Here is a 25,323-nt window from a genome sequence, read left to right on the forward strand (position 1 = left end):
TCCTCAACGACTAAACCAGAAATAGGCCACGACGGCCAAACCAATACAGAGCCAACCCAGCACATCCACATAGTGCATCAGCTTGCGCTCCATCTTTTCGCCACCCCAGCGCATCAGACCCGCCACCAGGAAAAAGCGCATGCCACGCCCGATCAGCGAGGTCACGATGAAAGGCAGCAGTGCCATTTGCAGCAGACCGGCCGTCACGGTAAACACCTTGTAGGGGATCGGCGTGAAGCTGGCAATAAAAATCACCCAGATGCCCCACTGCTGGAACCACTGTTCGGCCACGGCAATCTTGTCCTCATAGCCGACCGACGCAACCAGCGGCTGGACGACAGGCTCCCACAGGGCATAACCGAGCAGGTAACCCACCAGGGCGCCCAGTACCGAAAACAGGGTGGCCAGCGCGGCATAGTGCCAGGCCCGCCGGGGTTTGCCGAGCGCCATAGGGGCCAACATCACATCCACCGGGATGGGCCAAAACACCGACTCGATGAAGGCGGTGATCGCCAGATACCAGGGGGCATACTTGTGGCGCGCCCACTGCATCACCAGCACATAGAGGCGGGAAAACAACTTCACTCGACATCTCCGTCAATCAGGGGAACAAAACGGACCGGCTCCAGGATCCGGCTGGTGAGCTGGGAGCCCGACCGCTCGATCAGCTGCAGGGTCTGCTGGCTATCCCCCACCGGCAACACCAGCCGACCACCGTCGGCCAGCTGATCGGTGAGGGCCGTCGGCACCTCGCTGGCGGCCGCCGTGACCAAAATGGCGTCAAACGGTCCTTTATTGGGCCAACCCAGCCAGCCATTGCCGTGCTTGGCGGAGACATTGTGCAGGTCGAGCTGGCGCAGCCGGCGCCGGGCCTGAAACTGCAGCGACTTGATCCGCTCCACCGTGTAGACGTGCTCCACCAGATGAGCCAGCACCGCCGTCTGATAACCCGATCCTGTGCCAATCTCCAGCACGTGGGCCGGATTGTTCTGGATCAGCAGTTCGGTCATGCGCGCCACCATGTAGGGCTGCGAGATGGTCTGGCCGTGACCGATGGGCAGGGCCGTATTGTCCCAGGCCTTGTGGGCCATGGCTTCATCCACGAACAGCTGGCGCGGCACCTTGGCAATCGCCGCGAGTACGCGGAAATCGCGAATGTCCTGCGCGATCAGCTGGTTTAACAGGCGCTGTACTATCACACCTTCATCCCTGCAGGTCCAACCAAGCCCCCAGCCCCGCCAGACTGCTGTAGGCAGTCATATCGATGGTCAGGGGGGTGATCGAGACGTAGCCCTGCTCGATGGCGGCGAAATCCGTGCCTTCTCCCGCATCTTGCTGGCTGCCGGGGGGGCCGATCCAGTAGATGGGCTGACCGCGGGGATCCTCGGTGCAGATCACCGACTCCGCCCGGTGGCGGTTGCCAAGGCGCGTCACCCGAATCCCCTTGATCTGATCGAGGGGCAGGTCAGGCACATTGACGTTGAGGATCTGATCGGCAGGCAGCGGGTGCACCATCATGCCTTTCACCAGCAAGGCCGCGTAGTGGGCCGCCGTGGCGAAATGGGTTTTGCCTACCAGCGAGATGGCCAGCGAGGGGAAGCCGAGGTGGCGCCCCTCGGTCGCAGCCGCCACCGTGCCCGAGTAGATGACGTCATCCCCCAGGTTGGCACCGTGGTTGATACCGGCCACCACCATGTCGGGTTCCGGGCGCACCAGCTCGTTGACGGCCAGGTGCACGCAATCGGTCGGCGTTCCCTTCACCGCATGATATCCGGTTTCGGCGATGCGGGTGACCCGCAGCGGCACTTCCAGCGTCAGGGAGTGACTCGCCCCGCTGCGATTGCGATCCGGCGCCACCACGATGACCTCGCCGCAGGCGGCCAGCGCCTCGCTGAGGGCACGGATCCCCTCGGCATGCACACCGTCGTCATTACTGACCAGAATTCTCATCGGATTGATTCCTGAAACCATGATCGGCCTCTTCGGCCTGCATTAACTCGCGCACCACGCTGGTGGCAAACGCCCCGGCCGGCAGGAAGAACGACAGGGTCAGCACGGCCCCTTCCAGCTGCCAGCTCATGGCCTGCGGCTTGAGCAGCAAGGGACGGCGATCCTGATCCAGCCCCGCCTTCTCCAGCCCCTCGCACCAATCGCTATAGGGTGCCAGCACCGCCTGCTCGAACTCGGCGGCGGCGCCCTGGCTGGCAGAGCGACCACGCCCCCACTGAGGCGCGGTGAGCTGCACGTCGCCGGAGGCGAGACGCGCCTCCAGCTCGGGCGTCACGCTCTCTTCGCTGAAGATGGAGTGGCTGCCTTTGAGCATCACGCAGTCGCCAGCCAGCAGCTGATGGGCCAGCCCCTGCTCGATGCGGGCGCTGACGATGGCGTTGAACAGCATACTGCGGGCGGCGGAAAGGTAGAGGGAGCGCTTGTTGCGATCCTTGATCCGCTTGCCGGCGAACATCGCCTTGGCGGCCTCCAGATTGTTGCCACCGCGGCCGAAACGCTGCTCGCCGTAGTAGTTGGGCACGCCCTGATCGGCGATGGCCTGCAGGCGGGACTCCAGCCCGTCGGCCTGCTCCAGCGCGGTGAGGCGCAGGGTGAAGTGGTTGCCCTTGAGATAGCCGACTCGCAGCTTCTTGTTGTGGCGTTTCACCTGTAGGATCCGGATGCTGTCGCTCTCGATGACCGAGAGGTCCGGTTCTGCCTTGCCCGGCAGGTGGATACCGAACCACTGTTCGGTCACCGCGTGGCGATCTTTCAGCCCGGCCCAGGTCACCGCATTGCGGGCAACCCCGGCCGCATCGGCCAGCAGGCCCGCCACCCAGGCGGTGTTCTCGCCGGTTTTGCGCACCTGGACGAAGATGTGCTCACCCTCGCCGCAGGGGTCAAACCCGAGATCTTCATTGACCACGAAGTCGGCGGCTTGCGCCTTGAGGATGCCACGGGCAGTGGGCGCCCCGTGCAGGTAGGCCAGTTGTTCGAGCATTATTGTTTCACCAGTAAGACGACGGCTTCGGTGGCGATCCCTTCCTTGCGCCCCGTGAATCCAAGCTGTTCGGTGGTCGTCGCCTTGACGTTCACCCGGTTCAAATCACATTGCAGATCGGCGGCCAGCACGCCGCACATGGCATCGATGTGGGGCGCCATCTTGGGCGCCTGGGCGATGATGGTCACATCCAGATTGCCGATGGCATAACCCGCCTTCTGCACCCGGGCAAACACGTCCCGCAGCAGGATGCGGCTGTCGATGCCCTTGAATTCGGCCGCAGTATCGGGGAAATGGCGGCCGATGTCGCCGGCGCCGATGGCCCCCAGCAGGGCATCGCTCACCGCATGCAGCACCACGTCACCATCGGAGTGAGCCAGCAGGCCCTGTTCATACGGCACCGCCACCCCGCCCAGCATGCAGGGGCCAACCCCGCCAAACTTGTGTACATCAAAACCATGTCCAATCCGGATCATGCCAGCTCCTCTGTGGGTGAATCGGGTCGCGCCGGCCGGCGCGCGTCCTGTTGCTGCAAATAGAGCCCCGCCAGGGAGAGATCCTCCGGCCGGGTCACCTTGATGTTGTCGGCTCGCCCTTCCACCATTCGCACCGAGAAGCCGGCCCGCTCCATGGCGGAGGCCTCATCCGTGATGGTGGCACCCAGTGCCAGCCCCTCCTCCAGCGCCCGCCTGAGGGGGCCGGTGGGAAACATCTGCGGGGTCAGGGCGTGCCAGAGCTCCTCGCGCTCGACGGTGGCGAGGATGTTGCCGGCGGCGTCGGAGCGCTTCATGGTGTCGCGCACCCGGCTGCCGAGGATGGCTCCGCCACAGGCCATGGCGGTGGCGATGAGGCGATCGAGATCGCCGTGGGTCAGGCAGGGGCGGGCGGCGTCATGCACCAGCACCCACTCCCCTTGCGCCACGTGCAGCGCATTGAGCACGGAGAAGGCGCGCTCGGCGCCCCCTTCCACTCGCAGGATCCTCGGATCGGCGGCCACGGCCAGTGTATCGAACCAGCGGTCATGGGGAGCCAGCGCCACTATGACCTGACCGATAGCCGGGTGGGAGAGCAGCCGGGTCAGGGTGTGCTCCAGAATGGTCATGCCCGCCAGCTGCAGATACTGTTTCGGGCACTCGGCCCCCATCCGGCTGCCGATGCCGGCGGCCGGCACGATGGCGGTCAGTCCGCTGTGATGATCAGTCATCGTAGGCTGCGTCTCCGGAACTGGAGCCCTTGTCTTTGTCCTTGGGAATGATGCGGTAGAAGGTCTCGCCCTGCTTGATGTAGCCAAGATCGTTGCGCGACAGCTCCTCGATGGCTTCCAGACCCGAGGTCAGGTCATCAATCTCGCGATAAATCAGGTTGTTGCGATCCTTGAGTACCAGATTGTCCTGCTGCTGCCGGGTGATGGCATCGGACAGCTCGCGATAGTCAGACAGGCCATTCTTCCCCAGCCAGAGGTCGTATTGAAGCCCTCCCAACAGGAAGAGCAGGATAAGAGTGAGTAGCCGCATGCACTGAGTCTCCTTCAAGCGGCCTAGTTTCCCATATTCGCAGGCAAGACAAAAGAAAGCCTGTGTCCCGGATGGGTTCGGTCGGAACAAAAAATGCAGAATCCGGGGATGGGGGTGACACAGACGAAAAAGCCCCGCCGGATGGCGGGGCTTTGTGAAGCAAGAGAACAGGCGACGATTAAGCCTGGTTCTTCACTTCTTTCAGACCGCGGAACGGAGCCTTGGCACCCAGGGCTTCTTCGATACGGATCAGCTGGTTGTACTTGGCAACACGGTCAGAACGGCTCATGGAACCGGTCTTGATCTGGCCAGCAGCGGTACCCACAGCCAGGTCGGCGATGGTCGCGTCTTCGGTCTCACCGGAGCGGTGGGAGATGACGGCAGTGTAGCCAGCGTCTTTGGCCATCTTGATGGCAGCCAGAGTTTCAGTCAGGGAACCGATCTGGTTGAACTTGATCAGGATGGAGTTGGCGATGCCGTTGTCAATACCGCGCTTCAGGATCTTGGTGTTGGTTACGAACAGGTCGTCACCCACGATCTGGATTTTCTTGCCCAGTTTCTGGGTCTGGTAGGCGAAGCCTTCCCAGTCAGATTCGTCCAGGCCGTCTTCGATGGAGACGATCGGGAACTTGGCAGTCAGCTCTTCCAGGAAGTCGGAGAAACCGTTGGAGGTGAAGACACGACCTTCGCCTTTCAGGTTGTACTCTTTCTTGTCTGCGTCGTAGAACTCGGAAGCAGCGCAGTCCATGGCCAGGGTCACGTCGGTGCCCAGCTTGTAACCGGCAGCAGCAACGGCTTCGGCGATCACTTCCAGCGCTTCGGCGTTGGATTTCAGGTTCGGAGCGAAACCACCTTCGTCACCAACTGCAGTGTTGTAGCCCTTGGACTTCAGCACTTTGGCCAGGTTGTGGAACACTTCGGCGCCCATGCGAACGGCTTCTTTCAGGGTCTTGGCGCCAACCGGCTGAATCATGAACTCCTGGATGTCGACGTTGTTGTCGGCGTGCTCACCACCGTTGATGATGTTCATCATGGGCAGCGGCATGGAGTAGACACCCGGGGTGCCGTTCAGCTCGGCGATGTGGGCGTACAGCGGCATGCCTTTGGCAGCAGCGGCAGCTTTGGCGTTGGCCAGGGAAACAGCCAGGATGGCGTTGGCGCCGAACTTGGATTTGTTCTCGGTACCGTCGAGGTCGATCATGATCTGGTCGACAGTGGCCTGGTCCTTGGCATCTTTACCCAGCAGCGCTTGAGCGATCGGGCCGTTGACGGCTTCGAGGGCTTTCAGCACGCCTTTACCCAGGAAACGGCTCTTGTCGCCGTCACGCAGTTCCAGCGCTTCGCGGGAACCGGTGGACGCGCCAGACGGAGCGGCTGCCATACCAACAAAACCACCTTCCAGGTGAACTTCGGCCTCAACGGTCGGGTTACCACGGGAGTCGATGATTTCACGACCGATCACTTTAACGATCTTGGACATGTGTATTTCCTCAGGTTTCGTAAAAAAACAACAAAAATATGCCAAAAAAAGCGGCTGTGGCACAGGGCCCCAACCGCATTTATTTTCAATTACTTCAGATTACGCTTCTGATACTCGCCCGCCGCCTTCACAAAACCGGCGAACAGGGCGTGGCCATCACGAGGAGTCGAGGTGAACTCCGGGTGGAACTGCGCGGCCACGAACCAGGGGTGATCCGGGATCTCGATGATTTCCACCAACTTCTTGTCGGCGGAGAGACCGGTCACTTTCAGGCCCGCGGCTTCGATCTGCGGCAGCAGCTTGTTGTTCACTTCATAACGGTGACGGTGGCGCTCGTAAATGGTCGGGCTGCCGTACATCTGACGCACCTTGGAATCTTCCACCAGGTGGCAGAGCTGGGAACCCAGACGCATGGTGCCGCCCAGATCGGACTTCTCGGTCCGGGTCTCGACGTTGCCTTCGTCATCCACCCACTCGGTGATGAGACCCACTACCGGGTAGGCGCAATCTTTCTTGAATTCGGAGGAGTGAGCCCCGGCCATGCCGGCCACGTTGCGGGCGAATTCGATCATCGCAACCTGCATACCGAGGCAGATGCCGAGATACGGGATCTTGTTCTCGCGGGCATACTGGGCCGCCAGGATCTTGCCTTCCACGCCGCGCTCACCGAAGCCACCCGGCACCAGGATTGCGTCCAGACCTTCCAGCAGCTCGGCGCCACGGGTCTCGATGTCCTGGGAATCGATGTACTTGATGTTGACGGAGAGACGGGTCTTCAGACCGCCGTGCTTGAGCGCCTCGTTGACGGACTTGTAGGCATCCGGCAGGGAGACGTACTTGCCTACCATGCCGATGGTCACTTCTGCAGTCGGGTTGGCCTCTTCATAGATGACCTGTTCCCACTCGGCCAGATCGGCCTCCTTGCACTCGATGCCGAAGCGCTCGGTGATGTAGGAGTCCAGGTTCTGGGATTTCAGCAGCGCCGGGATCTTGTAGATGGAGTCGACGTCCTTCATGGAGATGACGGCACGCTCCGGCACGTTGCAGAACAGGGCGATCTTGGCACGTTCGTTGGCCGGAATGGCGCGGTCGGAACGGCAGATCAGCACATCCGGCTGGATACCGATGGAGAGCAGCTCCTTCACGGAGTGCTGGGTCGGCTTGGTCTTCACTTCGCCGGCGGCGGCCAGATAAGGCACCAGGGTCAGGTGCATGAACATGGCGTTGTTGCGACCCACTTCGGCAGCCAGCTGACGAATGGCTTCGAGGAACGGCAGGGACTCGATGTCGCCCACGGTACCGCCCACTTCGACGATGGCAACCTGATGGCCTTCGGCACCGGCAATCACCCGTTCTTTAATGGCGTTGGTGATGTGCGGGATCACCTGAATGGTGGCGCCCAGATAGTCGCCGCGGCGCTCTTTGCGCAGCACGTCGGCGTAGATGCGACCGGTGGTGAAGTTGTTGCGGCGGGTCATCTTGGTGCGGATGAAACGCTCGTAGTGGCCCAAGTCCAGATCGGTCTCGGCCCCGTCCTCGGTTACGAACACTTCACCGTGCTGGGTCGGGCTCATGGTGCCCGGATCCACGTTGATATAGGGGTCCAGTTTCATGATGGTCACATCCAGACCACGGGCTTCCAGAATGGCTGCCAGAGAAGCTGCGGCAATGCCTTTGCCGAGGGATGAAACAACGCCACCAGTTACAAAAATATATTTTGTCGTCATGCTGAACCTGAAAGAAGTTTAGGGAATTTTAAGGGGTGCTTCGGGGATGAAGCAGGACGGGGAAACAGTATACCAAAACCCCCTCTCCCAAACAATGAACAAAAATCTATCAGGCTCCCGGCGCCCCCATCTTGCGCCAAATCAACTTTGTTCGGTTTCCTTGGCCTTGACCCAGGCGGCATCCAGCTTCTCGAGGCTGCAGTCGGTCATTTTCAGCCCTTCCGCGGCGATAAACTGTTCAACCTGACGAAAGCGGCGTTCGAACTTGGCGTTGGCGCCCCGCAGCACCTGCTCCGGATCCTTGCCCAGATGACGCACCAGATTGACGGTGGCAAACAGCAGATCGCCGAGTTCGTCACTCACCCGCGCTTCATCCACGTCGGCCATCAGCGCCTCTTCCATCACCTCGTCGATCTCCTCGTGGATCTTGTCCACTACCGGGCCCAGGGTCTTCCAGTCAAAACCGACGGTGGCGCAGCGCTTCTGGATCTTGGCGGCGCGGGTCAGGGCCGGCAGCGAGAGGGGGATGTCGTCAAGCACGCTCTCTTTGTCGAGCGCCGCCCGCTCCCTGGCCTTTTCCGCCTCCCAGTTCACCTTCACCGCCTGCTCGTCGCCGAGGTCGGCATCGGAGAAGACATGGGGGTGGCGACGAATGAGCTTCTCGCTCACCGTGTCGACGATGTCGGCAAAGTCGAACAGCCCCTGCTCCTTGCCAAGCTGGGCATAGAACACCACCTGGAACAGCAGATCCCCCAGCTCCCCTTTCAGCCCCTGCCAATCTTCGGTCTCGATGGCGTCGGCTACCTCATAGGCCTCCTCCAGGGTGTGCGGCACTATGGTCTGGAAGCTCTGCTTGAGATCCCAGGGGCAGCCCCCGTTCGGGTCGCGCAATTTGGCCATGATGGCGAGCAGTTGGGGCAGGTCGTAACGTTGGGACATGGGATGTTCGCTTTTCTTGATGCTACCGGGAGAAAACAGTGACCGACCTGGCGGTCGGTCACGAGTGCAGTGTTGCGTACGATCAGAGGCGCTTGGCGCTGATCACGTCGTTGAGCTGGCTGAGCTTGGCCAACGCCCGGTTGAAGGCGTTGATGTTGTAAATTTCCAGCTCCATGTCGATCTCGGCGGTCTGCTCGCGCACGTTGGAGCGCGAGCGCACCCCCATCACGTTGATCTTCTCGTTGGCGAGCACGGTGGTGATGTCGCGCAGCAGGCCGGATCTGTCGTTGGAGAGGATGCGGATGGTGAGACCGTAACCGCCGGAGTAGTTCTCCCCCCATACCGCGTCGATCAACCGCTCCGGGTTGCGGCGCGACAGCTCTTTGAGTTGCTCGCAATCCTCCCGGTGGATGGAGACGCCGCGCCCCATGGTGATGAAGCCCTGGATGGCATCCCCGGGGATCGGCTGGCAACAGCGGGCGATGTGGGTCATCAGGTTGCCGACCCCTTCCACTACGATGTGATCCTTGGGCTTGTGGCGGAACGGCGCATTGGCCTTCTGCTCCAGCTTCTCCAGCAGGCGGCGATCTTCCTCCTCCGCCGTCGGCTTGTTGTAGCAGGTGTCCAGGTAGTTGATCACCTGGTTGATGCGGATGTCGCCGCTGCCGATGCCGGCCAGCAGATCGTCGGTGCTCTCCAGATTGAAGCGGCGCAGCATGTTGCCCTTGTCGATCTTGGCCATGCTGAGGTTGTGGCGATCCAGCTCCTTGTCGAACAACTCGCGCCCGGCAACGATGTTCTTGTCCCGATCCAGCTTTCTGAACCAGGTGGCCACCTTGGCCCGCGCCCGGCTGGAGCGCAGGAAGCCTGAGTTGGGGTTCATCCAGTCGCGACTCGGGTTCGGCTCTTTCTGGGTGATCACCTCCACCTGATCGCCGGTCTGCAGCGCATAGGTGAATGGCACGATGCGGCCGTCGATCTTGGCGCCGATGCAGCGGTGGCCGATCATGCTGTGGACGTGATAGGCAAAGTCGAGGGGCGTGGCCCCCGCTGGCAGGTCGATGACATCCCCTTTCGGAGTGAAGACGTAGACCCTGTCCTCGAACACCTGACTGCGCAGATCCTCGAGCAGGGAACCGCTCTCGGAGAGATCCTCCTGCCAGGCGAGCAGCTTGCGCAGCCACTCGATCTTGTCTTCGAAATTGTTGGCCTTGCCACCGGCCTGAGCCCCTTCCTTGTAGCGCCAGTGGGCAGCCACACCGAGTTCGGCATCCTGGTGCATCTGGTCGGTACGGATCTGGATCTCCACCGTCTTGCCCTCGGGCCCCACCACCACGGTATGGATGGACTGGTAGCCGTTGGGTTTGGGGTTGGCGACATAATCGTCAAACTCGCGGGGAATGTGGTGGAAGTGGGTGTGAACGATGCCAAGTGCCGCATAGCAATCCTGTAGCCGCTTGGTCACCACCCGCACCGCACGCACGTCGAACAGCTCGTTGAACTCGAGGTGCTTCTTCTGCATCTTGCGCCAGATGCTGTAGATGTGTTTCGGCCGGCCGTAGACCTCGGCCTCGACTCCCGCCTCTTTCAGGGCATCGCGCAGTGACTGCACGAACTCGCGAATGTAGCGCTCCCGATCGAGCCGTTTCTCGTCGAGCTGTTTGGCGATCTGCTTGTAGGTATCCGGGTGCAGGTAGCGGAAGGCGAGATCTTCAAGTTCCCACTTGAGCTGACCGATGCCGAGCCGGTTGGCCAGCGGGGCGTAGATGTTGGTGATCTCCTGGGCCATCAGCACCCGGGTCTCTTCATCGGCCTTCTTCGCCTCCCGCAGGCAGGCGATCCGCTCCGCCAGCTTGATCACCACGGCGCGCACATCCTCGACCATGGCGAGCAGCATGCGCCGCACGTTGTCGACCTGCTCCGGCGAGGTTTCGCTGCGGTGCAGGGTCTGCAGGGAGCGGATAGCCTCCATCTCCAGCACCCCTTCCACCAGCTTGGCGATCTTGGGACCGAAGTCCTCGTCCATCCGCTCCTGGCTGATGAGACCGGCTTCGACGAAGGGGTAGATGATGGCGGCCTTGAGGGTGCCGAGATCCATGCTGAGCATCAGCAGGATGCCTACCATCTCGACCCCGCGCACCAGCAGCCGGTTGGTGAGCGCTTCGTCACCGAGCGTCAGACAGTACTGGTAGACGGTTCGCAGTTGATCCTTGTCACTGTCACTCAGGGTGAGCGAGCTGACCCACTCCTCCAGGGTGAAGTTGTCTTTCAAATGAATATCGCGAACCGCAACCATGGTATCAATCCTTTAAATTATTGGGCCGAAGGCTGTCGCCCCCTCCCCTCATGAGATTGCCTCAAATGGGGATCTGCGGAGAATTTTTCAAGGCATATTGTCAAGAAAAACAATAGAGTTCTCCGCCAGGCCCTGCCGATTTACAAGGGTCTAGATTACCCCAATCATGCCTGCCCAGACAGCGTTATGGACGCCACCATTGTCAGCTGACGGCGGCCCTTTCATGGCACCGCCACCACGCCCGTTTTGCCCATTACCGCCCGTCTATTTGCGCTCGAACAGCGCCATGGACTCCAGGTGGCCGGTGTGCGGGAACATGTCGAGCATGCCGAGGCGCACCAGCCGATAGCCCCCTTTCACCAGCACCTGGCTGTCGCGCGCCAGGGTGACCGGATTACAGGAAACGTAGACCACCCGTCTGGGTGAAAGTTTCACGACGTGCTCCATCACCTCGAACGCACCGGGACGGGCCGGATCCAGCAGCACCAGATCAAACCCTTCCCGCGCCCAGGACATGCCGGCGATGTCACCGCTCAGGTCCGCCTTGTAGAAACGGGCGTTCTCGATGCCGTTGCGACGGGCGTTCTCTTCGGCACGGGCCACCATGGCCAGCTCCCCTTCCACCCCCACCACTTCGCGGGCCTGACAGGCCAGCGGCAGGGTGAAGTTGCCGATGCCGCAGAAGAGATCGAGCACCTTGTCATCCTTGCCCGCCTCGAGCCAGTTCAGTGCCTGCTCCACCATGCGCTGGTTGACCGGACCGTTGACCTGGATGAAGTCACCGGGAGCGAATGCAAGAGACAGGCCATCCAGCGAGTAGGAGGGTGCAAATTGTCGGTGCAGCGGCTCAATCTGCTCGTCGGCCGCCTGCAGATAGAGGTCGATCCCCTGCGCCTCGGCAAACTCGATCAGTTGCGCCCGATCCGCCTCGGTCGGCCGGCCGGTATGGCGCAGCAACATCAGGATCCCCTGCTCGGCCTGGATCAGCTCCGCATGGCCCAGCTCACGCTGGCTCTTGAGGCGGTTGAGGCATTCGCGCAGCGGGGCGATCAGCGCGGAGAGCGGTTCGGCCAGCACGGGGCAGCCACTGATCTCCACCAGATCGTTCGACTGGCGACGACGAAAGCCCACCCGGGTGCAGCGGCCGTTCTTGTCGAACTTGATGGCCAACCTGCAGACCCGGCGATAGGCGCGGGACTCCCCGCCCAGCACGGGCTCGAGCGCCGGGGGCTGGATGTTGCCGAGCCGCTCGAACAGGCTGACCAGGCCGGCCTCCTTGGTGGCGCGCTGATCCGCCTCAGCCAGGTGCTGGGCGCTGCAGCCGCCACACTCGCGGTAGTGGCTGCAGAAGGGGGCGATGCGATTGGCCGCCGGGGTCACCACCTGTTGCAGGGCTGCGTGGGCATACTGCTTCTTGTCTTCGAGGATGCGGGCCTTGACCTGCTCACCGGGCAGCGCCCCTTCGATGAAGATCGCCTTGCCCTGATGGCGGCCGATACCGACGCAGTGGTGATCCAGGCTGTCTACCGTAAATTCAATACGTTGGGGCTGGGTGGATTTCTTTTGGGGCTTGAAAAACTGGGCCATAAAACTTGGTGCCTATAGGTGGCTATGTCATGATTGTGGAATCTGCAGCAGGCTATTGTCCCACAAGAATAATAGTATGACCAAATACGGCCTGTGGGCCCGCACCCGCTCGTTTACGCCATTGCCAACCCTGCTCATCGGGGGATCATCCGCATGACCAAATACGGCCTTCGGGCGCGTGTGCTGGCCTTTACCATCTTGCCGACCCTGATCATCGGCGGCCTGATGGCCGGCTATTTCACCTTCCACCGCTATCAGCAGCTGGAAAACAACCTGATCGATCAGGGCATCAACATCATAGAGCCGCTGGCCATCGCCAGCGAATACGGCATGACCCAGCACAGCCGCGAATCACTCAAGCGGCTGATCGGCCTCACCCACCGCAAGAACTCGCCGCTCATCAAGTCCATCGCCGTCTTCACCCAGGACAACCAGCTGTTCGTGACGTCCAACTACCACAGGGACTTCACCCGGCTGCGGCTGCCGGACGGCAGCCAGATCCCCGAGCTCACCAGCGTCACCCTCTATGGCGACGACATCATCTTGCGCACCCCGATCCAGGCCGAGACCAGCATGGACGGCTTCCCGCTGCCAAGCGACGTGGAGCCGCCGATGATCGGCTACATCTCCATGCAGATGACCACAGACCGGGCCATGATCCTGCAGTACCGCGACACCTTCTTCGCGGTGATCATGGTGCTCATTGGCATCGCCTTCAGCACCCTGTTCGGCTTTCGGCTGGTCAAGAGCGTGACCCAGCCCATCACCGACATGGTGCAGGCGGTGCACAAGATCAGGGAGGGGCGGCTCGATACCCGGGTCAGCGGTCAGCTCACCGGCGAGCTGGACATGCTGAAAAACGGCATCAACGCCATGGCCAAGGCGCTCTCGGAATACCACGAGGAGATGCAGCAGAGCATCGATCAGGCCACCTCAGACTTGCGCGAGACGCTGGAGCAGATCGAGATCCAGAACGTCGAGCTCGACATGGCCAAGAAGCGGGCGCAGGAGGCGGCGCGGGTCAAGTCGGAGTTCCTCGCCAACATGTCTCACGAGCTGCGCACCCCGCTCAACGGGGTCATCGGCTTTACCCGCCAGCTGCTCAAGACCAGCCTGACTCCGAGCCAGACCGACTACATGCAGACCATCGAGAAGTCGGCCCGCAACCTGCTCGGCATCATCAACGACATCCTCGACTTCTCCAAGCTGGAGGCGGGCAAGCTGCAGCTGGAGCACATCCCCTTCAGCCTGCGCGACACCCTCAACGAGACCATGCACCTGCTCGGCCCCAGCGCCCACGACAAGCAGCTGGAGCTCTCCCTGCAGGTGGATGCCGAGGTGCCGGACTACCTCACCGGCGACCCCATGCGCCTGCAGCAGGTGCTGACCAACCTCACCGGCAACGCCATCAAGTTTACCGAGCGCGGCAACGTAGACGTGCGCATCGAGCAGACCGGCAGCCTCAGCGGCAACAAGGTGCGGCTCAACGTGCTGATCCGCGACACCGGCATCGGCATCTCGGAAGAGCAGCAGCGCCAGCTGTTCCAGGCCTTCAACCAGGCCGACTCCTCCATCTCCCGCCGCTATGGCGGCACCGGCCTGGGCCTCGTCATCACCCAGAAGCTGGTGCAGCAGATGGGAGGGCAGATCCGCTTCGAATCGGAACTCGGCAAGGGATCTGTCTTCTCCTTCAGCCTGGATCTGGAGGTCTCACCCCTGCCCCAGACCGACCGGTTGCCGCTGGATCGCATCCAGGGCAAGCGGGTCTGGCTGCTGGAACCGGATCCCTTCAGCCACTCCGCCATCTGCGCCCTGCTGGCGGAGTGGCAGTTGCAGGTGCACTCCCTGACCGACGACGACCCCTGGCCCGAGATGAGCAGCCAGGACATGGTGATCATCGGCAGCGGTACCCAGCACAGCCCGCAGCAGGTGGTGGCGCGTCTCGACGGGCTGGATGGCCAGCAGAACACCATAGTGCTGCTCAGCAGCCATGAGCCTTCGCTCTACGAGGCCATGCTGGCCCACGGTGCCCAGCACTGCCTCTCCAAGCCCATCAACCACCGCAAGCTGCTGCACGCCCTGCTCTCCCCCGAGGCGGTGCGCAGCGCCCCGCTGCCAGAGCCCTCCCCGCGCAGCGTGCAGGAGATCAAGGTGCTGGCGGTGGACGACAACGCCGCCAACCTCAAGCTCATCGCCGCCATGCTCAAGGAGATGGTGAGCCAGGTAGTTGTGTGCAAGAACGGCAAGGAGGCGGTCAGACTGGCCCAGAGCCAGCCGTTCGACATCATCTTCATGGATATCCAGATGCCGATCATGGACGGCATCAGCGCCACCCAGGCGATTCGCAGCCAGTCCCTCAACACCGAGACCCCCATAGTCGCGGTCACCGCCCACGCCATTCCCGGCGAGCGGGAACGGCTGATCCGCCAGGGCATGGACGACTACCTGGCCAAGCCCATCGACGAGGCCATGCTGGCCAAGCTCATCACCGACTTCGCCCATCGTCGCCACCAGAATCACGCCAGCCAGCAGATCGACTGGTCGCTGGCGGTGCGCCAGGCGGCGGGCAAGCGGGATCTCGCCAAGGAGATGCTGACCATGCTGATGGCCAGTTTCGACGAGGTGGATCCTGTGCTGGAGGCGGCGCTCGCCGGCCAGGTGGAGGACAGTGAGGTGCTGGCCCAGCTCCATCGACTCAACGGCGGCTGCGCCTACTCGGGGGTGCCTCGCCTGCAGCGACTGCTCTCCCAGCTGGAGCAGCAGTTGCGGGACGGGGTGGCGGTGGCCGAACTCGAGCCCGAGTTGCTGGAGCTGCAGGATGCGATGGAGCAGGTGCGCCAGGAGGCCCCCCGCTACCTCGCCTGACCCGGTGGCCCGCTTTTTCTGACGCGGGCCCCGCCAGATGGTAAAGTTGCGCCGTTTCCACAGGAGTCGACATGACCAACAACGATATTTTGCGCCGCCTGCGCTACGCCCTCAGCATCAGCAACGACCAGATGGTCGACATGTTCGCCAAGGGCAACCTGACCGTCACCCACGCCCAGCTGCACGGCTGGCTGATGAAAGAGGCAGAAGAGGGTGAGGTGCAGGAGGCTGGCTTCGCCGCCTGCCCGGATTCAGCCCTGAGCCAGTTCCTCGACGGCCTGATCCTGGTGCGCCGCGGCGCGCGGGAAGATGCACCGCCCCAAGTGATCCCGAACCGGATCAACAACAACATGATCCTGCGCAAGCTGCGCATCGGCCTCAACTTCAAGGAAGAGGAGATGCTCGCCACCCTCAAGCTGGCTAACTTCAACCTCTCCAAGTCCGAGCTGAGCGCCCTGTTCCGCTCACGGGACCACAAGCACTATCAAGATTGCGGGGATCAGATCCTGCGCAACTTCCTCATCGGCCTCACCGCCAAGTATCGCGGCTGAACCATGGGCCGGCGTCTGCGCTCACCATTATCCCGCCTGCTGGCGGTGGGTGGGCGCCGTCGGCCATGGGGCAACTGCCGGCACTGGTATGCCCTCTGCCTCACCCTGCTGCTGAGCGCCTGTCAGCCCGCCCCCTATCGGCTCAACAACGACCATCAGAGCGCCAGCCAGAACGAGCGCATCGCCTTTCTGATCCTGCACTACACGGATGAAGACGATGAGCGTTCCCTGCGCCTGCTGACCGAGCCGTCCCATCAGGTGAGCGCCCACTACCTGATCCCGCGCGATACCCATGAGCGGCCGCTGCCGGTCTATCAGCTGGTGCCCGACAGCCGGCGCGCCTGGCATGCCGGCCGCAGCCGCTGGCACCAGTATACGGGGCTCAATGCCAGCTCCCTTGGCATCGAGATCGTCAACCTCGGCTACCCGCCACAAGACGAGCTGCTGCCCGCCCACCAGCGGCGCTGGCAACCCTACACCCGGGCACAGATAGCCGCCCTCGGCGCCCTCACCCGCGAGCTGGTCGAGCGCTACCAGATCCCCCCCACCCAGGTGCTGGCCCACAGCGACGTCGCCCCCGAGCGCAAGCAGGATCCCGGTCCCCACTTCCCCTGGCGCGAGCTGGCCCTGCACTACGGGGTGGGCGCCTGGCCCGATGAGACCCGGCTGGCCGAGCTGCGCCAGCAGCCGGCGCCGGCCTGGGATGCCCTCGGCTGGCAGCAACGGCTGGCCAGCTACGGCTATGGCGTAACCCCGAGCGGCAACTGGGACGAGCAGAGCCGCGCCGCCCTGCGCGCCTTTCAGCTCCACTTTCGGCCCGCCCTGGTCAGCGGTGAACCGGATGCCGAGAGCCAGGCCATCCTGACAGCCCTGCTCGAGCGTTACTTTCCCGAGCCAGACTGACCCTCATCCCTACCGGTATCACACCATTCTGCCCAAAGCAGAAGAACGCCGAACGTCAGGCCATCCTCCCTCTCCTGCTCGAGCGCTATTTCCCCGAGCAACGCTGAGCTTCGCCCCAGACCACGAAAGAGGGACGCCACGGCGTCCCTCTTTCGCATTCTCAGTCGATTGCAGGCTCAGGCCTCCACCAGCAGCACCTCTATCCCGGCCTGACGCAGACCGGCCAGGGTCTCCGCCGCAATGGCGTCATCGGTGATCAGGGTGTGGATGCGCCGGGTATCGACGATCTTGTGCAGGCTCAGCCGACCAAACTTGCTGGAGTCGGTCACGACGATGATCCGCTCGGCCACGTGGCACATGCAGCGGTTGAGCCTGGCCTCGTCTTCGTGATGGGTGCTGACGCCGCGCTCCAGATCGATGCCATCCACCCCGAGAAACAGCAGATCGAAGTGATAGTTCTGCAGGGAGAGATCCGCCTGGGCGCCGTAAAAGGAGAGCGACTTGCGGCGCAAATGGCCCCCCGTCATCAGCAGTTCCACCCCTTCCGCCTCCAGCAGGGCGTTCGCCACGTTCATGCCGTTGGTCATCACCACTATCTCCTGGTGATCGCGCAGGTGGCGCGCCACCTCCAGGGTAGTGGTGCCCGAGTCCAGAATGAGGCGACAACCCGGCTGCACCAGGCTCGCCGCCATGGCGCCGATGCGCTGTTTGACCGGGGTGTTGAGCACGCTCTTGTCGGCGATGGTGCGCTCGGCCACCGGCTGGCCGGATTCACACAACAGGGCACCGCCGTAGGCGCGCACCGCCACCCCCTGTTTCTCCAGAAATGCCAGATCGTTGCGGATGGTGACGGTGGATACCTGATAGTGGCCAGCCAGCTCGTTGACCTGAACGCTGCCATTGCTGCGCAGCTGTTGAATGATGCGCTCCCGTCGCTCGCTGGTGCCGAGCACGCTCTTTTCGGTGATTTGCATAGTCTCTCTGCCGGAGTCCTGTGGTGAAAGTAGAGCTTTCACTTCGTTACGTTTCCCTATTAACACTCAGCCTCGATGGCAAATCAAGCTTTCATTGAATTGAAAAGTGCCGTCAGACTCCCTTAAGCAGCGAAAAAACTTTCGATTCATTTCTTTTTGTGATCTTGCTCAAGATGTGAACACGCTTTTATTTCGTTTCGAACGCCGTACGCCTAGGGTAAAGAAAGAAATCGAAAGCAACGCATCCTGTTCAGGCCAAGAGGAAGAGGGAAATGAAATCAATGCTGGATCTGGTCGCACAACACAAGCAGGGGGAGCAGGTCGGGATCTACGCCGTCTGCTCCGCCCATCCGCTGGTACTGGAGGCGGCCCTGCGACTGGCGGCGCAAGGAGACCAGCTGCTGCTGGTCGAGGCCACCTCCAATCAGGTGGATCAATTTGGCGGCTACACCGGCATGACACCGGCCGATTTTCGCGACCTGCTGCACCGGCTCGCCGCCGAGTGCCGCTTTCCCGTGCAGCGGCTGGTACTGGGTGGGGATCACCTCGGCCCCAACCGCTGGCAGAGCGAACCCGCCGAACAGGCCATGGCCCACGCCGAGGATCTCGTCGCCAGCTATGTCGCGGCCGGCTTCAAGAAGATCCACCTCGACTGCAGCATGTCCTGCCAGGGGGATCCGGTGCCGCTGACCGACGAGCTGGTGGCGGCGCGCGCCGCCCGACTGGCAAACGTGGCCGAGCAGACCGCCATCCGGCAGTTTGGCCACAGCGACCTGGTCTATGTGATTGGCACCGAAGTGCCGGTACCGGGCGGTGCCCACGAAGAGCTGGCCGAGCTGGCGGTCACCACGCCTGAGGCGGCGCGCCACACCCTGGCCGCCCACCAGCAGGCCTTCGAGCAGGCCGGGCTGGCCCAGCTCTGGCCGCGGGTGATCGGTCTGGTGGTACAACCCGGCGTGGAGTTCGACCACACCCACGTCATCGACTACCGCCCCGAGCGGGCCGCCCCCTTGAGCCGGATGATCGAGGCCTATCCCCATCTGGTGTTCGAGGCCCACTCCACCGATTACCAGACCCCGGATGCCTACCACCAGCTGGTGCGCGATCACTTCGCCATCCTCAAGGTCGGCCCCGCCCTCACCTTCGCCCTGCGCGAGGCGCTGTTTGCCCTCGCCGCCATCGAGGAGGAGCTGGTGGTGGCCAAGGCCTGCTCGGGCCTGCGCCAGGTGCTGGAAGAGACCATGCTGGATCGCCCCGACTTCTGGCGCAGCCACTATCAGGGCAGCCCCAACGAGTGCCGGCTGGCCCGCGGCTACAGCTACTCCGATCGCATTCGCTACTACTGGCCCGACAGCCGGGTCGATGACTGTTACGCCCGGCTGCTGGCCAACCTGGCCGCCGAACCCATTCCCCTGCCGCTGCTCAGCCAGCACCTGCCGCTGCAATACCGCAAGGTGCGCCAGGGCACGCTGTCGCCCCGGGTTCACGACCTCATTCTCGATCAGGTGCAGGAGGTGCTGCGCCAGTACGCGGCGGCCTGCAGCGCCGTTCCCGCCAGCCACTCCCGGCTGACCCCGGTTGTATAAGGAGTTGTAGAGATGATCCTTGGTTATCCAGAAGAGACGCTGCGGTCGGCCAACGGCCTAGCCACCGCCCGTGAAATTCGCCAGCAACCCGCCACCTGGCGGGAGACCCTCACCATGGTAGAGGAGTGCCGCGCCACCATAGAGCGCTTCCTGCTGCCCCTGCTGTCGCGGGGCAACCTGCGGGTGATCCTGACCGGGGCCGGCACCTCCGCCTTTGCCGGACGCGCCCTCGCCCCCTATCTCAGTGCCCGCCTCAACGGCCGTTTCGAGGCGATCGCCACCACCGACATCGTCACCGATCCGGGCGAATACCTGGCACAGGACTGCCCGACCCTGCTCATCTCCTTCGCCCGCTCCGGCAACAGCCCGGAGAGCGTGGCGGCGGTGGAGCTGGCCAGCCAGCTGCTGAGCGAGTGCCACCACCTGGTGCTGACCTGCAACGGTGAGGGGGAGCTCTATCGCCGCTGCCAGAAGGATGCTCGCTCCCTGGCGCTGCTGATGCCGCCCCAGACCCACGACCGCAGCTTTGCCATGACCAGCAGCCTCACCAGCATGATGCTGAGCTGTCTGGCGGTATTCCTGCCGCGCCAGTTCAACCCGATCGCCAGCCAGCCGCTCATCGCGCTGGGGGACGCCATCCTGCCCCAGGCCGAGCTGAAGGTGCCCGAGTGGGATCGGCCGCTGCCGGAGCGGGTCATCTACCTTGGCAGCGGCAGCCTGCAAGGGGTGGCCCAGGAGGCGGCCCTCAAGCTGCTGGAGCTCACAGCCGGCCAGGTGATGGCCATGCACGACTCCCCCACCGGCTTTCGCCACGGGCCCAAGTCGGCCATCAATCGGCAGACCCTGATCGTGCTGATGGTGTCCAACGATCCCTATACCCGCCAGTACGACCTGGACCTGCTCGGCGAGCTGCGCCAGGACGGCCATGCCGCCCGGGTGGTCGCCCTGGCCGATCGGCCGGATCCGCTCATCAGCGCTGGCGAACACATCTATCTGCCCACCCCCCTCAACGGTGACGACGCCGAGCTGGCGCTCTGCTACCTGCTCTACGCCCAGTATTACGCCTTCCACACCGCGCTGGTGCTGGGCATCACCCCGGACAATCCCTGCCCGAGCGGGCGGGTCAACCGGGTCGTGCAGGGGGTCAACATCTATCCGTTCAACCAGCAAGGAGGCGCCTGATGCCGAACATAGTGCTGAGCCGTATCGACGAGCGCCTGATCCACGGTCAGGTCGGCGTGCAATGGGTCGGCTTCGCCGGCGCCAATCTGGTGCTGGTCGCCAATGACGAAGTCGCAGAGGACCCCATCCAGCAGAACCTGATGGAGATGGTGCTGGCAGAAGGCATCGCAGTGCGCTTCTGGCCGCTGCAGAAGGTGATCGACAACATCGGCAAGGCCGCCGATCGCCAGAAGATCCTGTTGGTATGCAAGAGTCCAGCGGACTTTCGCACCCTGGTGGAGGGCGGGGTGCCCATCCCCCGCATCAACGTCGGCAACATGCACTACGCCGACGGCAAGCGTCAGATCCACAAGACGGTATCGGTGGACGAGTCGGACATAGCGGCGTTTCGCGCCCTGCAGGACGCCCACGTCGCCTGCTTTGTCCAGGGGGTGCCGACCGAACCGGCACAGGACATTTTCAACCTCATCTGATTAAGGACAATTGTGATGGAAATCAGTTTGTTGCAAGGGCTTTTGTTGGGCATGCTGGCGTTCTTCGCCGGGCTTGACCTGTTCAACGGCCTGACCCACTTCCACCGGCCCGTGGTACTGGGCCCGCTGGTGGGCCTGATCCTCGGCGACCTGCCCACCGGCATTCTGGTGGGCGGCACCCTGGAGCTGGTCTGGATGGGGCTGGCCCCGCTGGCGGGGGCGCAACCGCCCAACGTCATCATCGGCACCATAGTCGGCGCCACCTTCGCCATCACCACCGGGGTCAAGCCGGATGTGGCGGTCGGGGTCGCGGTGCCGTTCGCGGTGGCGGTCCAGATGGGGATCACCTTCCTCTTCTCGGTGATGTCGGGGGTCATGTCCCGCTGTGACCGGATGGCGGAACAGGGGGATGTGCGCGGCATCGAGCGGGTCAACTACCTGGCGCTGCTGGCACTGGGATCCTTCTACTTCCTGTGCGCCTTCCTGCCCACCTACTTCGGGGCCGAACACGCCAAGACCGCCATCGACGTGCTGCCCGCCCGTCTCATCGATGGCCTCGGCGTCGCCGGCGGCATCATGCCCGCCATCGGCTTCGCCGTGCTGCTCAAGATCATGATGAAGAACGTCTACATCCCCTACTTCATCCTCGGTTTCGTTGCCGCCGCTTGGCTCAAGCTGCCGGTGCTGGCCATCGCCGCGGCCGCCCTGGCCATGGCTCTGATCGATTTCATGCGCAAGGACCCGGCACCACAAGCCCGCCCCACCCAGGAGGAAACTGAAGATGGCATCTAACAACACCGCCACCCGGCTGGCCCAGGCGGCCGAGCCGCAACCGACCCGCACCGTCTCCGACGACGTCTACGAAGATCAGCAACTGGGTGCCGAGCTGACCCGCCAGGACATCAACTGCTTCGCCTGGCGCTCCCTGCTGCTGCAGGCCTCCTTCAACTACGAGCGGATGCAGGCCTCCGGCTGGCTCTACGGCCTGCTGCCGGCACTGCAGAAGATCCACACCAACCCGCGGGATCTCTCCCGGGCGATGAAGGGGCACATGGGCTTCTTCAACACCCACCCCTTCCTGGTCACCTTTGTGATGGGGATAGTGCTGGCGATGGAGCGCTCCAAGCAGAACGTCAACAGCATCCAGAGCACCAAGATCGCGGTTGGCGCACCGCTCGGCGGGATCGGTGATGCCATGTTCTGGCTCACCCTGCTGCCCATCTGCGGCGGCATCGGCGCCGACCTGGCCCTGCAGGGTTCCATCATGGGGGCTGTGGTCTTCTTTCTGCTGTTCAACCTGGTGCACTTCGGTCTGCGCTTCGGGCTGGCGCACTACGCCTATCGCATGGGGGTGGCCGCCATTCCGCTCATCAAGGCCAACACCCGCAAGGTGGGCCATGCCGCCTCCATCGTCGGCATGACGGTGATCGGCGCCCTGGTCGCCACCTATGTGCGGCTCGGCACAACCCTGGAGATCACCGCCGGCGATGCGGTGGTGAAGCTGCAGGCGGACGTGCTCGACAAGCTGATGCCCGCCTTCCTGCCACTGCTCTACACCCTGGCCATGTATGGGCTGATCCGCCGCGGCTGGAGTCCGCTGTGCCTCATCGTCATCACGGTCGTGCTCGGCATCGTCGGCAAGTTTGCAGGCTTCCTCTAATCCGGTGCCGGCACAAGGCCGGCCCTTTGCTGTAAAGGAACAGATTATGTTGGGCATCATCATTTGCGGACACGGAGGCTTCGCCAGCGGCATGGAACAGGCCATGTTGCAGATCCTCGGCGAGCAGGAGGCGGTGGTCGCCATCGACTTCCCCGAGTCCTCCACCACGGCCCTGCTGCAGGATCAATGCGAAACCGCCCTGACCCAGGTGGAACGAGGGAATGGCGTGGTCTTTCTGACCGATCTGCTGGGGGGAACCCCGTTTCGGGTCGCCTCCACCCTGGCGCTGCGCCAGCCCGGACGAGAGGTGGTCACCGGCACCAATCTGCAGCTGCTGCTGGAGATGGTGATGGAGCGCGGCGAGCTGACCCCGTCCCAGTTTCGTGAACAGGCGCTGTGCTGTGGTCATCGCGGCCTCACCAGCCTAGTGGACGAGCTGGCGCGCGAGCGGGCCGAGACGCTGGCCGAGGAGGGGATCTAGATGGCAGAGCAGATCCGCGCCCGCCGCCTGCTGACCGAGCAGGGCTGGCTGACACACCAGGTACTGACTCATGAAGGAGGCGTCATCACCGCCATCTACCCCATCCCGGCCGACGACCCGGTACGGGAGGTCGAGCTGCTGGTGCCCGCCCTCATCGATGGCCATGTCCACGGCGGGGCCGGCGTCGACGTGATGGACGAGGCGGCCGACGCCCTGGCCCGCCTCTCCCTTGCCAAGGCGGCAGAAGGGGTGGGCGCCTTCCTCGCCACCACGGTTACCGCCCCGCTGCCCGCCATCCTCAGCACCCTCTGTCGCATCGCCGATGCCATGGCGAGCCCCCTGCCGGGCGCGCAACTGCTCGGCAGCTATCTGGAGGGGCCCTACTTCACCCCGGACAACAAGGGCGCCCATGATCCGGCCCTGTTCCGGGAGCTGGATCTGGCGGAGCTCGACCGGCTGCAACAGGTGGCGCGAGGTACCCTGAAGGTGGTCGCCCTCGCCCCCGAGAAGGCCGAGGCGCTGGCCGCGATCCGTCATCTCAAGCAGGCCGGCATCCGGGTGATGCTGGGTCACTCCGCCGCCGACCACGACACCACCATGGCGGCGCTGGCGGCGGGGGCCTCCGGTCTGGTGCACTGCTTCAACGGCATGCGCGGCCTGCACCACAGAGAACCCGGCATGGTCGGTGCAGGGCTGGTGCATCCCGATGCTTGGCTGGAGCTCATCGCTGACGGCCACCACGTCCATCCGAGCGTGCTCAGACTCTGTCACTGCTGCGCCAGGGATCGCCTGCTGCTCATCACGGATGCCATGCGCGCCGCCAGCATGCCGGACGGTCACTACCTGCTCGGCGACTACCGGGTGGAGATGAAGGATGGGGTGGTGCGCACCGACACCGGCGGCCTGGCGGGCAGCACCCTCACCCTGCTCGGCGCCGTGCGCAACATGGTGCAGCTGGCCGGCGTGCCGCTGGAGGAGGCCATCCCCATGGCTTCGCTGGCACCGGCCCGGATGCTGGGAATGGAACATCGCCTCGGCTCGCTGGCCGTCGGCAAGCAGGCCAACCTGCTCGCCCTGACCGAGGAACTCAATCAACAACATATCTGGGTGGCGGGCCGAGAGATCCTCCCCGCCCCTGCCCCGCTCTCTTTCCCTGAAGCTGGTGCCCGCCAGGGTGCCAAGGAGTCCTCATGTATCTGATCTCGTCCCACGAAATGCTTAAAGATGCCCAGCGCCGCGGCTATGCGGTGCCTGCCTTCAACATCCACAACCTGGAGACCGTCGAGGTGGTGGCTCGCACCGCCGCCAAGCTGAACTCCCCGGTGATCCTGGCCGCCACGCCGGGTACCTACCGCCACGCCGGGGTCGAGTACCTGGTCTCCATCTGCGCCTCGGCTGCCCACCAGTACCGCATCCCATTGGTACTGCATCTGGACCACCATGAGGACGAGCAGGATATCCACTACAAGGTCGAGGCCGGCATCCACTCCGCCATGATCGATGCCTCCCACCTGCCGTTCGAGGAGAACGTCGCCAAGGTGCAGCGAGTCGTCACCTTCTGCCACCGCATGGGGGCGAGTGTGGAGGCCGAACTGGGCCAGCTCGGCGGCCAGGAGGATGACCTCATCGTGGACGCCGCCAACGCCCATCAGACCGACCCTGACAAGGCGGCCGAGTTCGTGGCGCGCACCGGCATCGACTCCCTGGCCGTCGCCATCGGCACGGCCCACGGCCTCTACAAGGAGGAGCCGCGCCTGGACTTCGAGCGCCTCGCCGCCATCCGGGCCAGAGTAGCGGTACCGTTGGTGCTGCACGGTGCCTCCGGCATTCCCGACCGGGACGTGCGCCGCTGCATCGAGCTCGGGGTGTGCAAGGTCAACGTGGCAACCGAGCTCAAGATCGCCTTCTCCGACGCCATGAAGGCGTTCCTGGCCTCCAACCCCGATGCCAGCGACCCGCGCCAGTATCTGGTGCCCGCTATGGCCGCCATGGAGGAGGTGGTCGCCGCCAAGATCCGCATGTGCATGAGCGACGGCAAGCTCTGAACATCGCAGAAGGCAGTGCAAGTCTGACCGCCACCGACCTTTCCATCATGCCGCAACAAAAAGGGACGCCG

The 25,323-nt window shown here is 63.4% G+C and carries 24 protein-coding genes; 11 read left to right on the forward strand and 13 right to left on the reverse strand.

All coding sequences use genetic code 11. The features are described 5' to 3' along the window. Nucleotides 1-3: 3 nt before the first annotated feature. The 12 genes from G5134_RS16470 to rlmD form a co-directional block, all read right to left on the reverse strand. On the reverse strand, nt 4-585 hold the full coding sequence (locus G5134_RS16470; protein ID WP_010635013.1) for a YqaA family protein: 582 nt from the start codon (nt 583-585) through the stop codon (nt 4-6). Next, a complete protein-coding gene (locus G5134_RS16475; RefSeq protein WP_005309437.1) occupies nt 582-1,199 on the reverse strand; it encodes a protein-L-isoaspartate(D-aspartate) O-methyltransferase in 618 nt (205 codons plus the stop codon). The genes G5134_RS16470 and G5134_RS16475 overlap by 4 nt, the downstream gene beginning before the upstream one ends. Nucleotides 1,200-1,203: 4 nt before the next feature. Then, nucleotides 1,204-1,950, reverse strand: coding sequence for a 5'/3'-nucleotidase SurE (gene surE / locus G5134_RS16480; protein ID WP_005309435.1), 747 nt, complete (start codon nt 1,948-1,950; stop codon nt 1,204-1,206). Further along, nucleotides 1,931-2,989 (reverse strand): tRNA pseudouridine(13) synthase TruD, encoded by a 1,059-nt coding sequence (gene truD, locus G5134_RS16485; RefSeq protein WP_065017328.1) that lies wholly within the window; start codon nt 2,987-2,989, stop codon nt 1,931-1,933. Before truD ends, surE begins: the two co-directional genes overlap by 20 nt. After that, nucleotides 2,989-3,465 (reverse strand): 2-C-methyl-D-erythritol 2,4-cyclodiphosphate synthase, encoded by a 477-nt coding sequence (gene ispF, locus G5134_RS16490; protein ID WP_065017327.1) that lies wholly within the window; start codon nt 3,463-3,465, stop codon nt 2,989-2,991. Before ispF ends, truD begins: the two co-directional genes overlap by 1 nt. Next, entirely contained in the window at nt 3,462-4,193 is a 732-nt protein-coding gene (gene ispD, locus G5134_RS16495; RefSeq protein WP_065017326.1) for a 2-C-methyl-D-erythritol 4-phosphate cytidylyltransferase, read from the reverse strand. The genes ispF and ispD overlap by 4 nt, the downstream gene beginning before the upstream one ends. Beyond that, nucleotides 4,186-4,503, reverse strand: a complete 318-nt coding sequence (gene ftsB / locus G5134_RS16500) for a cell division protein FtsB (RefSeq protein ID WP_005309428.1) — start codon at nt 4,501-4,503, stop codon at nt 4,186-4,188. Before ftsB ends, ispD begins: the two co-directional genes overlap by 8 nt. Nucleotides 4,504-4,681: 178 nt before the next feature. Continuing rightward, nucleotides 4,682-5,983, reverse strand: coding sequence for a phosphopyruvate hydratase (gene eno / locus G5134_RS16505; protein WP_065017325.1), 1,302 nt, complete (start codon nt 5,981-5,983; stop codon nt 4,682-4,684). An 89-nt stretch (nt 5,984-6,072) separates the two neighbouring features. Beyond that, nucleotides 6,073-7,710, reverse strand: coding sequence for a glutamine hydrolyzing CTP synthase (gene pyrG, locus G5134_RS16510; RefSeq protein WP_005309423.1), 1,638 nt, complete (start codon nt 7,708-7,710; stop codon nt 6,073-6,075). A gap of 141 nt (nt 7,711-7,851) precedes the next feature. Then, on the reverse strand, nt 7,852-8,649 hold the full coding sequence (mazG, locus tag G5134_RS16515) for a nucleoside triphosphate pyrophosphohydrolase (RefSeq protein WP_017764744.1): 798 nt from the start codon (nt 8,647-8,649) through the stop codon (nt 7,852-7,854). 82 nt (nt 8,650-8,731) lie between these two features. Beyond that, entirely contained in the window at nt 8,732-10,945 is a 2,214-nt protein-coding gene (relA, locus tag G5134_RS16520; RefSeq protein WP_005309420.1) for a GTP diphosphokinase, read from the reverse strand. 264 nt (nt 10,946-11,209) lie between these two features. Then, a complete protein-coding gene (rlmD, locus tag G5134_RS16525) occupies nt 11,210-12,532 on the reverse strand; it encodes a 23S rRNA (uracil(1939)-C(5))-methyltransferase RlmD (RefSeq protein WP_065017324.1) in 1,323 nt (440 codons plus the stop codon). A gap of 153 nt (nt 12,533-12,685) precedes the next feature. Here rlmD and barA point away from each other — a divergent pair, with 153 nt between their 5' ends. From barA to G5134_RS16540, 3 genes are all read left to right on the forward strand, one after another. Next, nucleotides 12,686-15,397, forward strand: a complete 2,712-nt coding sequence (gene barA / locus G5134_RS16530; RefSeq protein WP_065017323.1) for a two-component sensor histidine kinase BarA — start codon at nt 12,686-12,688, stop codon at nt 15,395-15,397. Between the two features lie 71 nt (nt 15,398-15,468). Next, a complete protein-coding gene (locus tag G5134_RS16535) occupies nt 15,469-15,948 on the forward strand; it encodes a DUF1456 family protein (RefSeq protein ID WP_005309414.1) in 480 nt (159 codons plus the stop codon). 3 nt (nt 15,949-15,951) lie between these two features. Then, entirely contained in the window at nt 15,952-16,851 is a 900-nt protein-coding gene (locus G5134_RS16540) for an N-acetylmuramoyl-L-alanine amidase (protein WP_065017322.1), read from the forward strand. 176 nt (nt 16,852-17,027) lie between these two features. Here the strand turns inward: G5134_RS16540 and G5134_RS16545 are convergent, their stop codons facing one another. Further along, nucleotides 17,028-17,825, reverse strand: a complete 798-nt coding sequence (locus tag G5134_RS16545) for a DeoR family transcriptional regulator (RefSeq protein WP_017764749.1) — start codon at nt 17,823-17,825, stop codon at nt 17,028-17,030. A gap of 272 nt (nt 17,826-18,097) precedes the next feature. Here G5134_RS16545 and kbaZ point away from each other — a divergent pair, with 272 nt between their 5' ends. From kbaZ to G5134_RS16585, 8 genes are read left to right on the forward strand one after another with little or no spacing between them, the layout of a single operon-like run. Then, nucleotides 18,098-19,411, forward strand: coding sequence for a tagatose-bisphosphate aldolase subunit KbaZ (gene kbaZ / locus G5134_RS16550; protein ID WP_026459032.1), 1,314 nt, complete (start codon nt 18,098-18,100; stop codon nt 19,409-19,411). A 12-nt stretch (nt 19,412-19,423) separates the two neighbouring features. Then, nucleotides 19,424-20,593: an SIS domain-containing protein gene (locus tag G5134_RS16555; RefSeq protein WP_065017321.1), complete on the forward strand. Its 1,170-nt coding sequence runs from the start codon at nt 19,424-19,426 to the stop codon at nt 20,591-20,593. After that, entirely contained in the window at nt 20,593-21,066 is a 474-nt protein-coding gene (gene agaV / locus G5134_RS16560; protein ID WP_005309404.1) for a PTS N-acetylgalactosamine transporter subunit IIB, read from the forward strand. The genes G5134_RS16555 and agaV overlap by 1 nt, the downstream gene beginning before the upstream one ends. Nucleotides 21,067-21,081: 15 nt before the next feature. Continuing rightward, the gene (gene agaW, locus G5134_RS16565) at nt 21,082-21,858 is read left to right on the forward strand and encodes a PTS N-acetylgalactosamine transporter subunit IIC (RefSeq protein ID WP_005309402.1); all 777 of its coding nucleotides are present in this window, start codon (nt 21,082-21,084) and stop codon (nt 21,856-21,858) included. Further along, nucleotides 21,848-22,726, forward strand: a complete 879-nt coding sequence (gene agaE, locus G5134_RS16570) for a PTS N-acetylgalactosamine transporter subunit IID (protein WP_065017320.1) — start codon at nt 21,848-21,850, stop codon at nt 22,724-22,726. Before agaW ends, agaE begins: the two co-directional genes overlap by 11 nt. A 46-nt stretch (nt 22,727-22,772) precedes the next feature. Then, nucleotides 22,773-23,207: a PTS galactosamine/N-acetylgalactosamine transporter subunit IIA gene (agaF, locus tag G5134_RS16575; RefSeq protein WP_065017319.1), complete on the forward strand. Its 435-nt coding sequence runs from the start codon at nt 22,773-22,775 to the stop codon at nt 23,205-23,207. Further along, complete coding sequence (nagA, locus tag G5134_RS16580) at nt 23,208-24,407, forward strand: N-acetylglucosamine-6-phosphate deacetylase (protein ID WP_065017318.1); 1,200 nt, start codon at nt 23,208-23,210, stop codon at nt 24,405-24,407. Then, nucleotides 24,398-25,252, forward strand: coding sequence for a tagatose bisphosphate family class II aldolase (locus tag G5134_RS16585; RefSeq protein ID WP_065017317.1), 855 nt, complete (start codon nt 24,398-24,400; stop codon nt 25,250-25,252). The genes nagA and G5134_RS16585 overlap by 10 nt, the downstream gene beginning before the upstream one ends. Nucleotides 25,253-25,323 lie beyond the last annotated feature (71 nt).

Source organism: Aeromonas sp. 600276 (assembly GCF_049175815.1).
GTDB lineage: Bacteria > Pseudomonadota > Gammaproteobacteria > Enterobacterales > Aeromonadaceae > Aeromonas > Aeromonas dhakensis.

Excerpts from the sequence above, each read along its gene's own strand:
- G5134_RS16535 (WP_005309414.1), top strand. The coding sequence starts at position 15,469 with ATGACCAACAACGATATTTTGCGCCGCCTGCGCTACGCCCTCAGCATC.
- agaF (WP_065017319.1), top strand. The coding sequence starts at position 22,773 with ATGTTGGGCATCATCATTTGCGGACACGGAGGCTTCGCCAGCGGCATG.
- surE (WP_005309435.1), bottom strand. The coding sequence starts at position 1,950 with ATGAGAATTCTGGTCAGTAATGACGACGGTGTGCATGCCGAGGGGATC.
- agaV (WP_005309404.1), top strand. The coding sequence starts at position 20,593 with ATGCCGAACATAGTGCTGAGCCGTATCGACGAGCGCCTGATCCACGGT.
- ispD (WP_065017326.1), bottom strand. The coding sequence starts at position 4,193 with ATGACTGATCATCACAGCGGACTGACCGCCATCGTGCCGGCCGCCGGC.
- agaE (WP_065017320.1), top strand. The coding sequence starts at position 21,848 with ATGGCATCTAACAACACCGCCACCCGGCTGGCCCAGGCGGCCGAGCCG.
- kbaZ (WP_026459032.1), top strand. The coding sequence starts at position 18,098 with ATGAAATCAATGCTGGATCTGGTCGCACAACACAAGCAGGGGGAGCAG.
- G5134_RS16585 (WP_065017317.1), top strand. The coding sequence starts at position 24,398 with ATGTATCTGATCTCGTCCCACGAAATGCTTAAAGATGCCCAGCGCCGC.
- rlmD (WP_065017324.1), bottom strand. The coding sequence starts at position 12,532 with ATGGCCCAGTTTTTCAAGCCCCAAAAGAAATCCACCCAGCCCCAACGT.
- relA (WP_005309420.1), bottom strand. The coding sequence starts at position 10,945 with ATGGTTGCGGTTCGCGATATTCATTTGAAAGACAACTTCACCCTGGAG.
- G5134_RS16540 (WP_065017322.1), top strand. The coding sequence starts at position 15,952 with ATGGGCCGGCGTCTGCGCTCACCATTATCCCGCCTGCTGGCGGTGGGT.
- mazG (WP_017764744.1), bottom strand. The coding sequence starts at position 8,649 with ATGTCCCAACGTTACGACCTGCCCCAACTGCTCGCCATCATGGCCAAA.
- ftsB (WP_005309428.1), bottom strand. The coding sequence starts at position 4,503 with ATGCGGCTACTCACTCTTATCCTGCTCTTCCTGTTGGGAGGGCTTCAA.
- G5134_RS16555 (WP_065017321.1), top strand. The coding sequence starts at position 19,424 with ATGATCCTTGGTTATCCAGAAGAGACGCTGCGGTCGGCCAACGGCCTA.
- barA (WP_065017323.1), top strand. The coding sequence starts at position 12,686 with ATGACCAAATACGGCCTTCGGGCGCGTGTGCTGGCCTTTACCATCTTG.
- agaW (WP_005309402.1), top strand. The coding sequence starts at position 21,082 with ATGGAAATCAGTTTGTTGCAAGGGCTTTTGTTGGGCATGCTGGCGTTC.
- ispF (WP_065017327.1), bottom strand. The coding sequence starts at position 3,465 with ATGATCCGGATTGGACATGGTTTTGATGTACACAAGTTTGGCGGGGTT.
- eno (WP_065017325.1), bottom strand. The coding sequence starts at position 5,983 with ATGTCCAAGATCGTTAAAGTGATCGGTCGTGAAATCATCGACTCCCGT.
- truD (WP_065017328.1), bottom strand. The coding sequence starts at position 2,989 with ATGCTCGAACAACTGGCCTACCTGCACGGGGCGCCCACTGCCCGTGGC.
- pyrG (WP_005309423.1), bottom strand. The coding sequence starts at position 7,710 with ATGACGACAAAATATATTTTTGTAACTGGTGGCGTTGTTTCATCCCTC.
- G5134_RS16545 (WP_017764749.1), bottom strand. The coding sequence starts at position 17,825 with ATGCAAATCACCGAAAAGAGCGTGCTCGGCACCAGCGAGCGACGGGAG.
- nagA (WP_065017318.1), top strand. The coding sequence starts at position 23,208 with ATGGCAGAGCAGATCCGCGCCCGCCGCCTGCTGACCGAGCAGGGCTGG.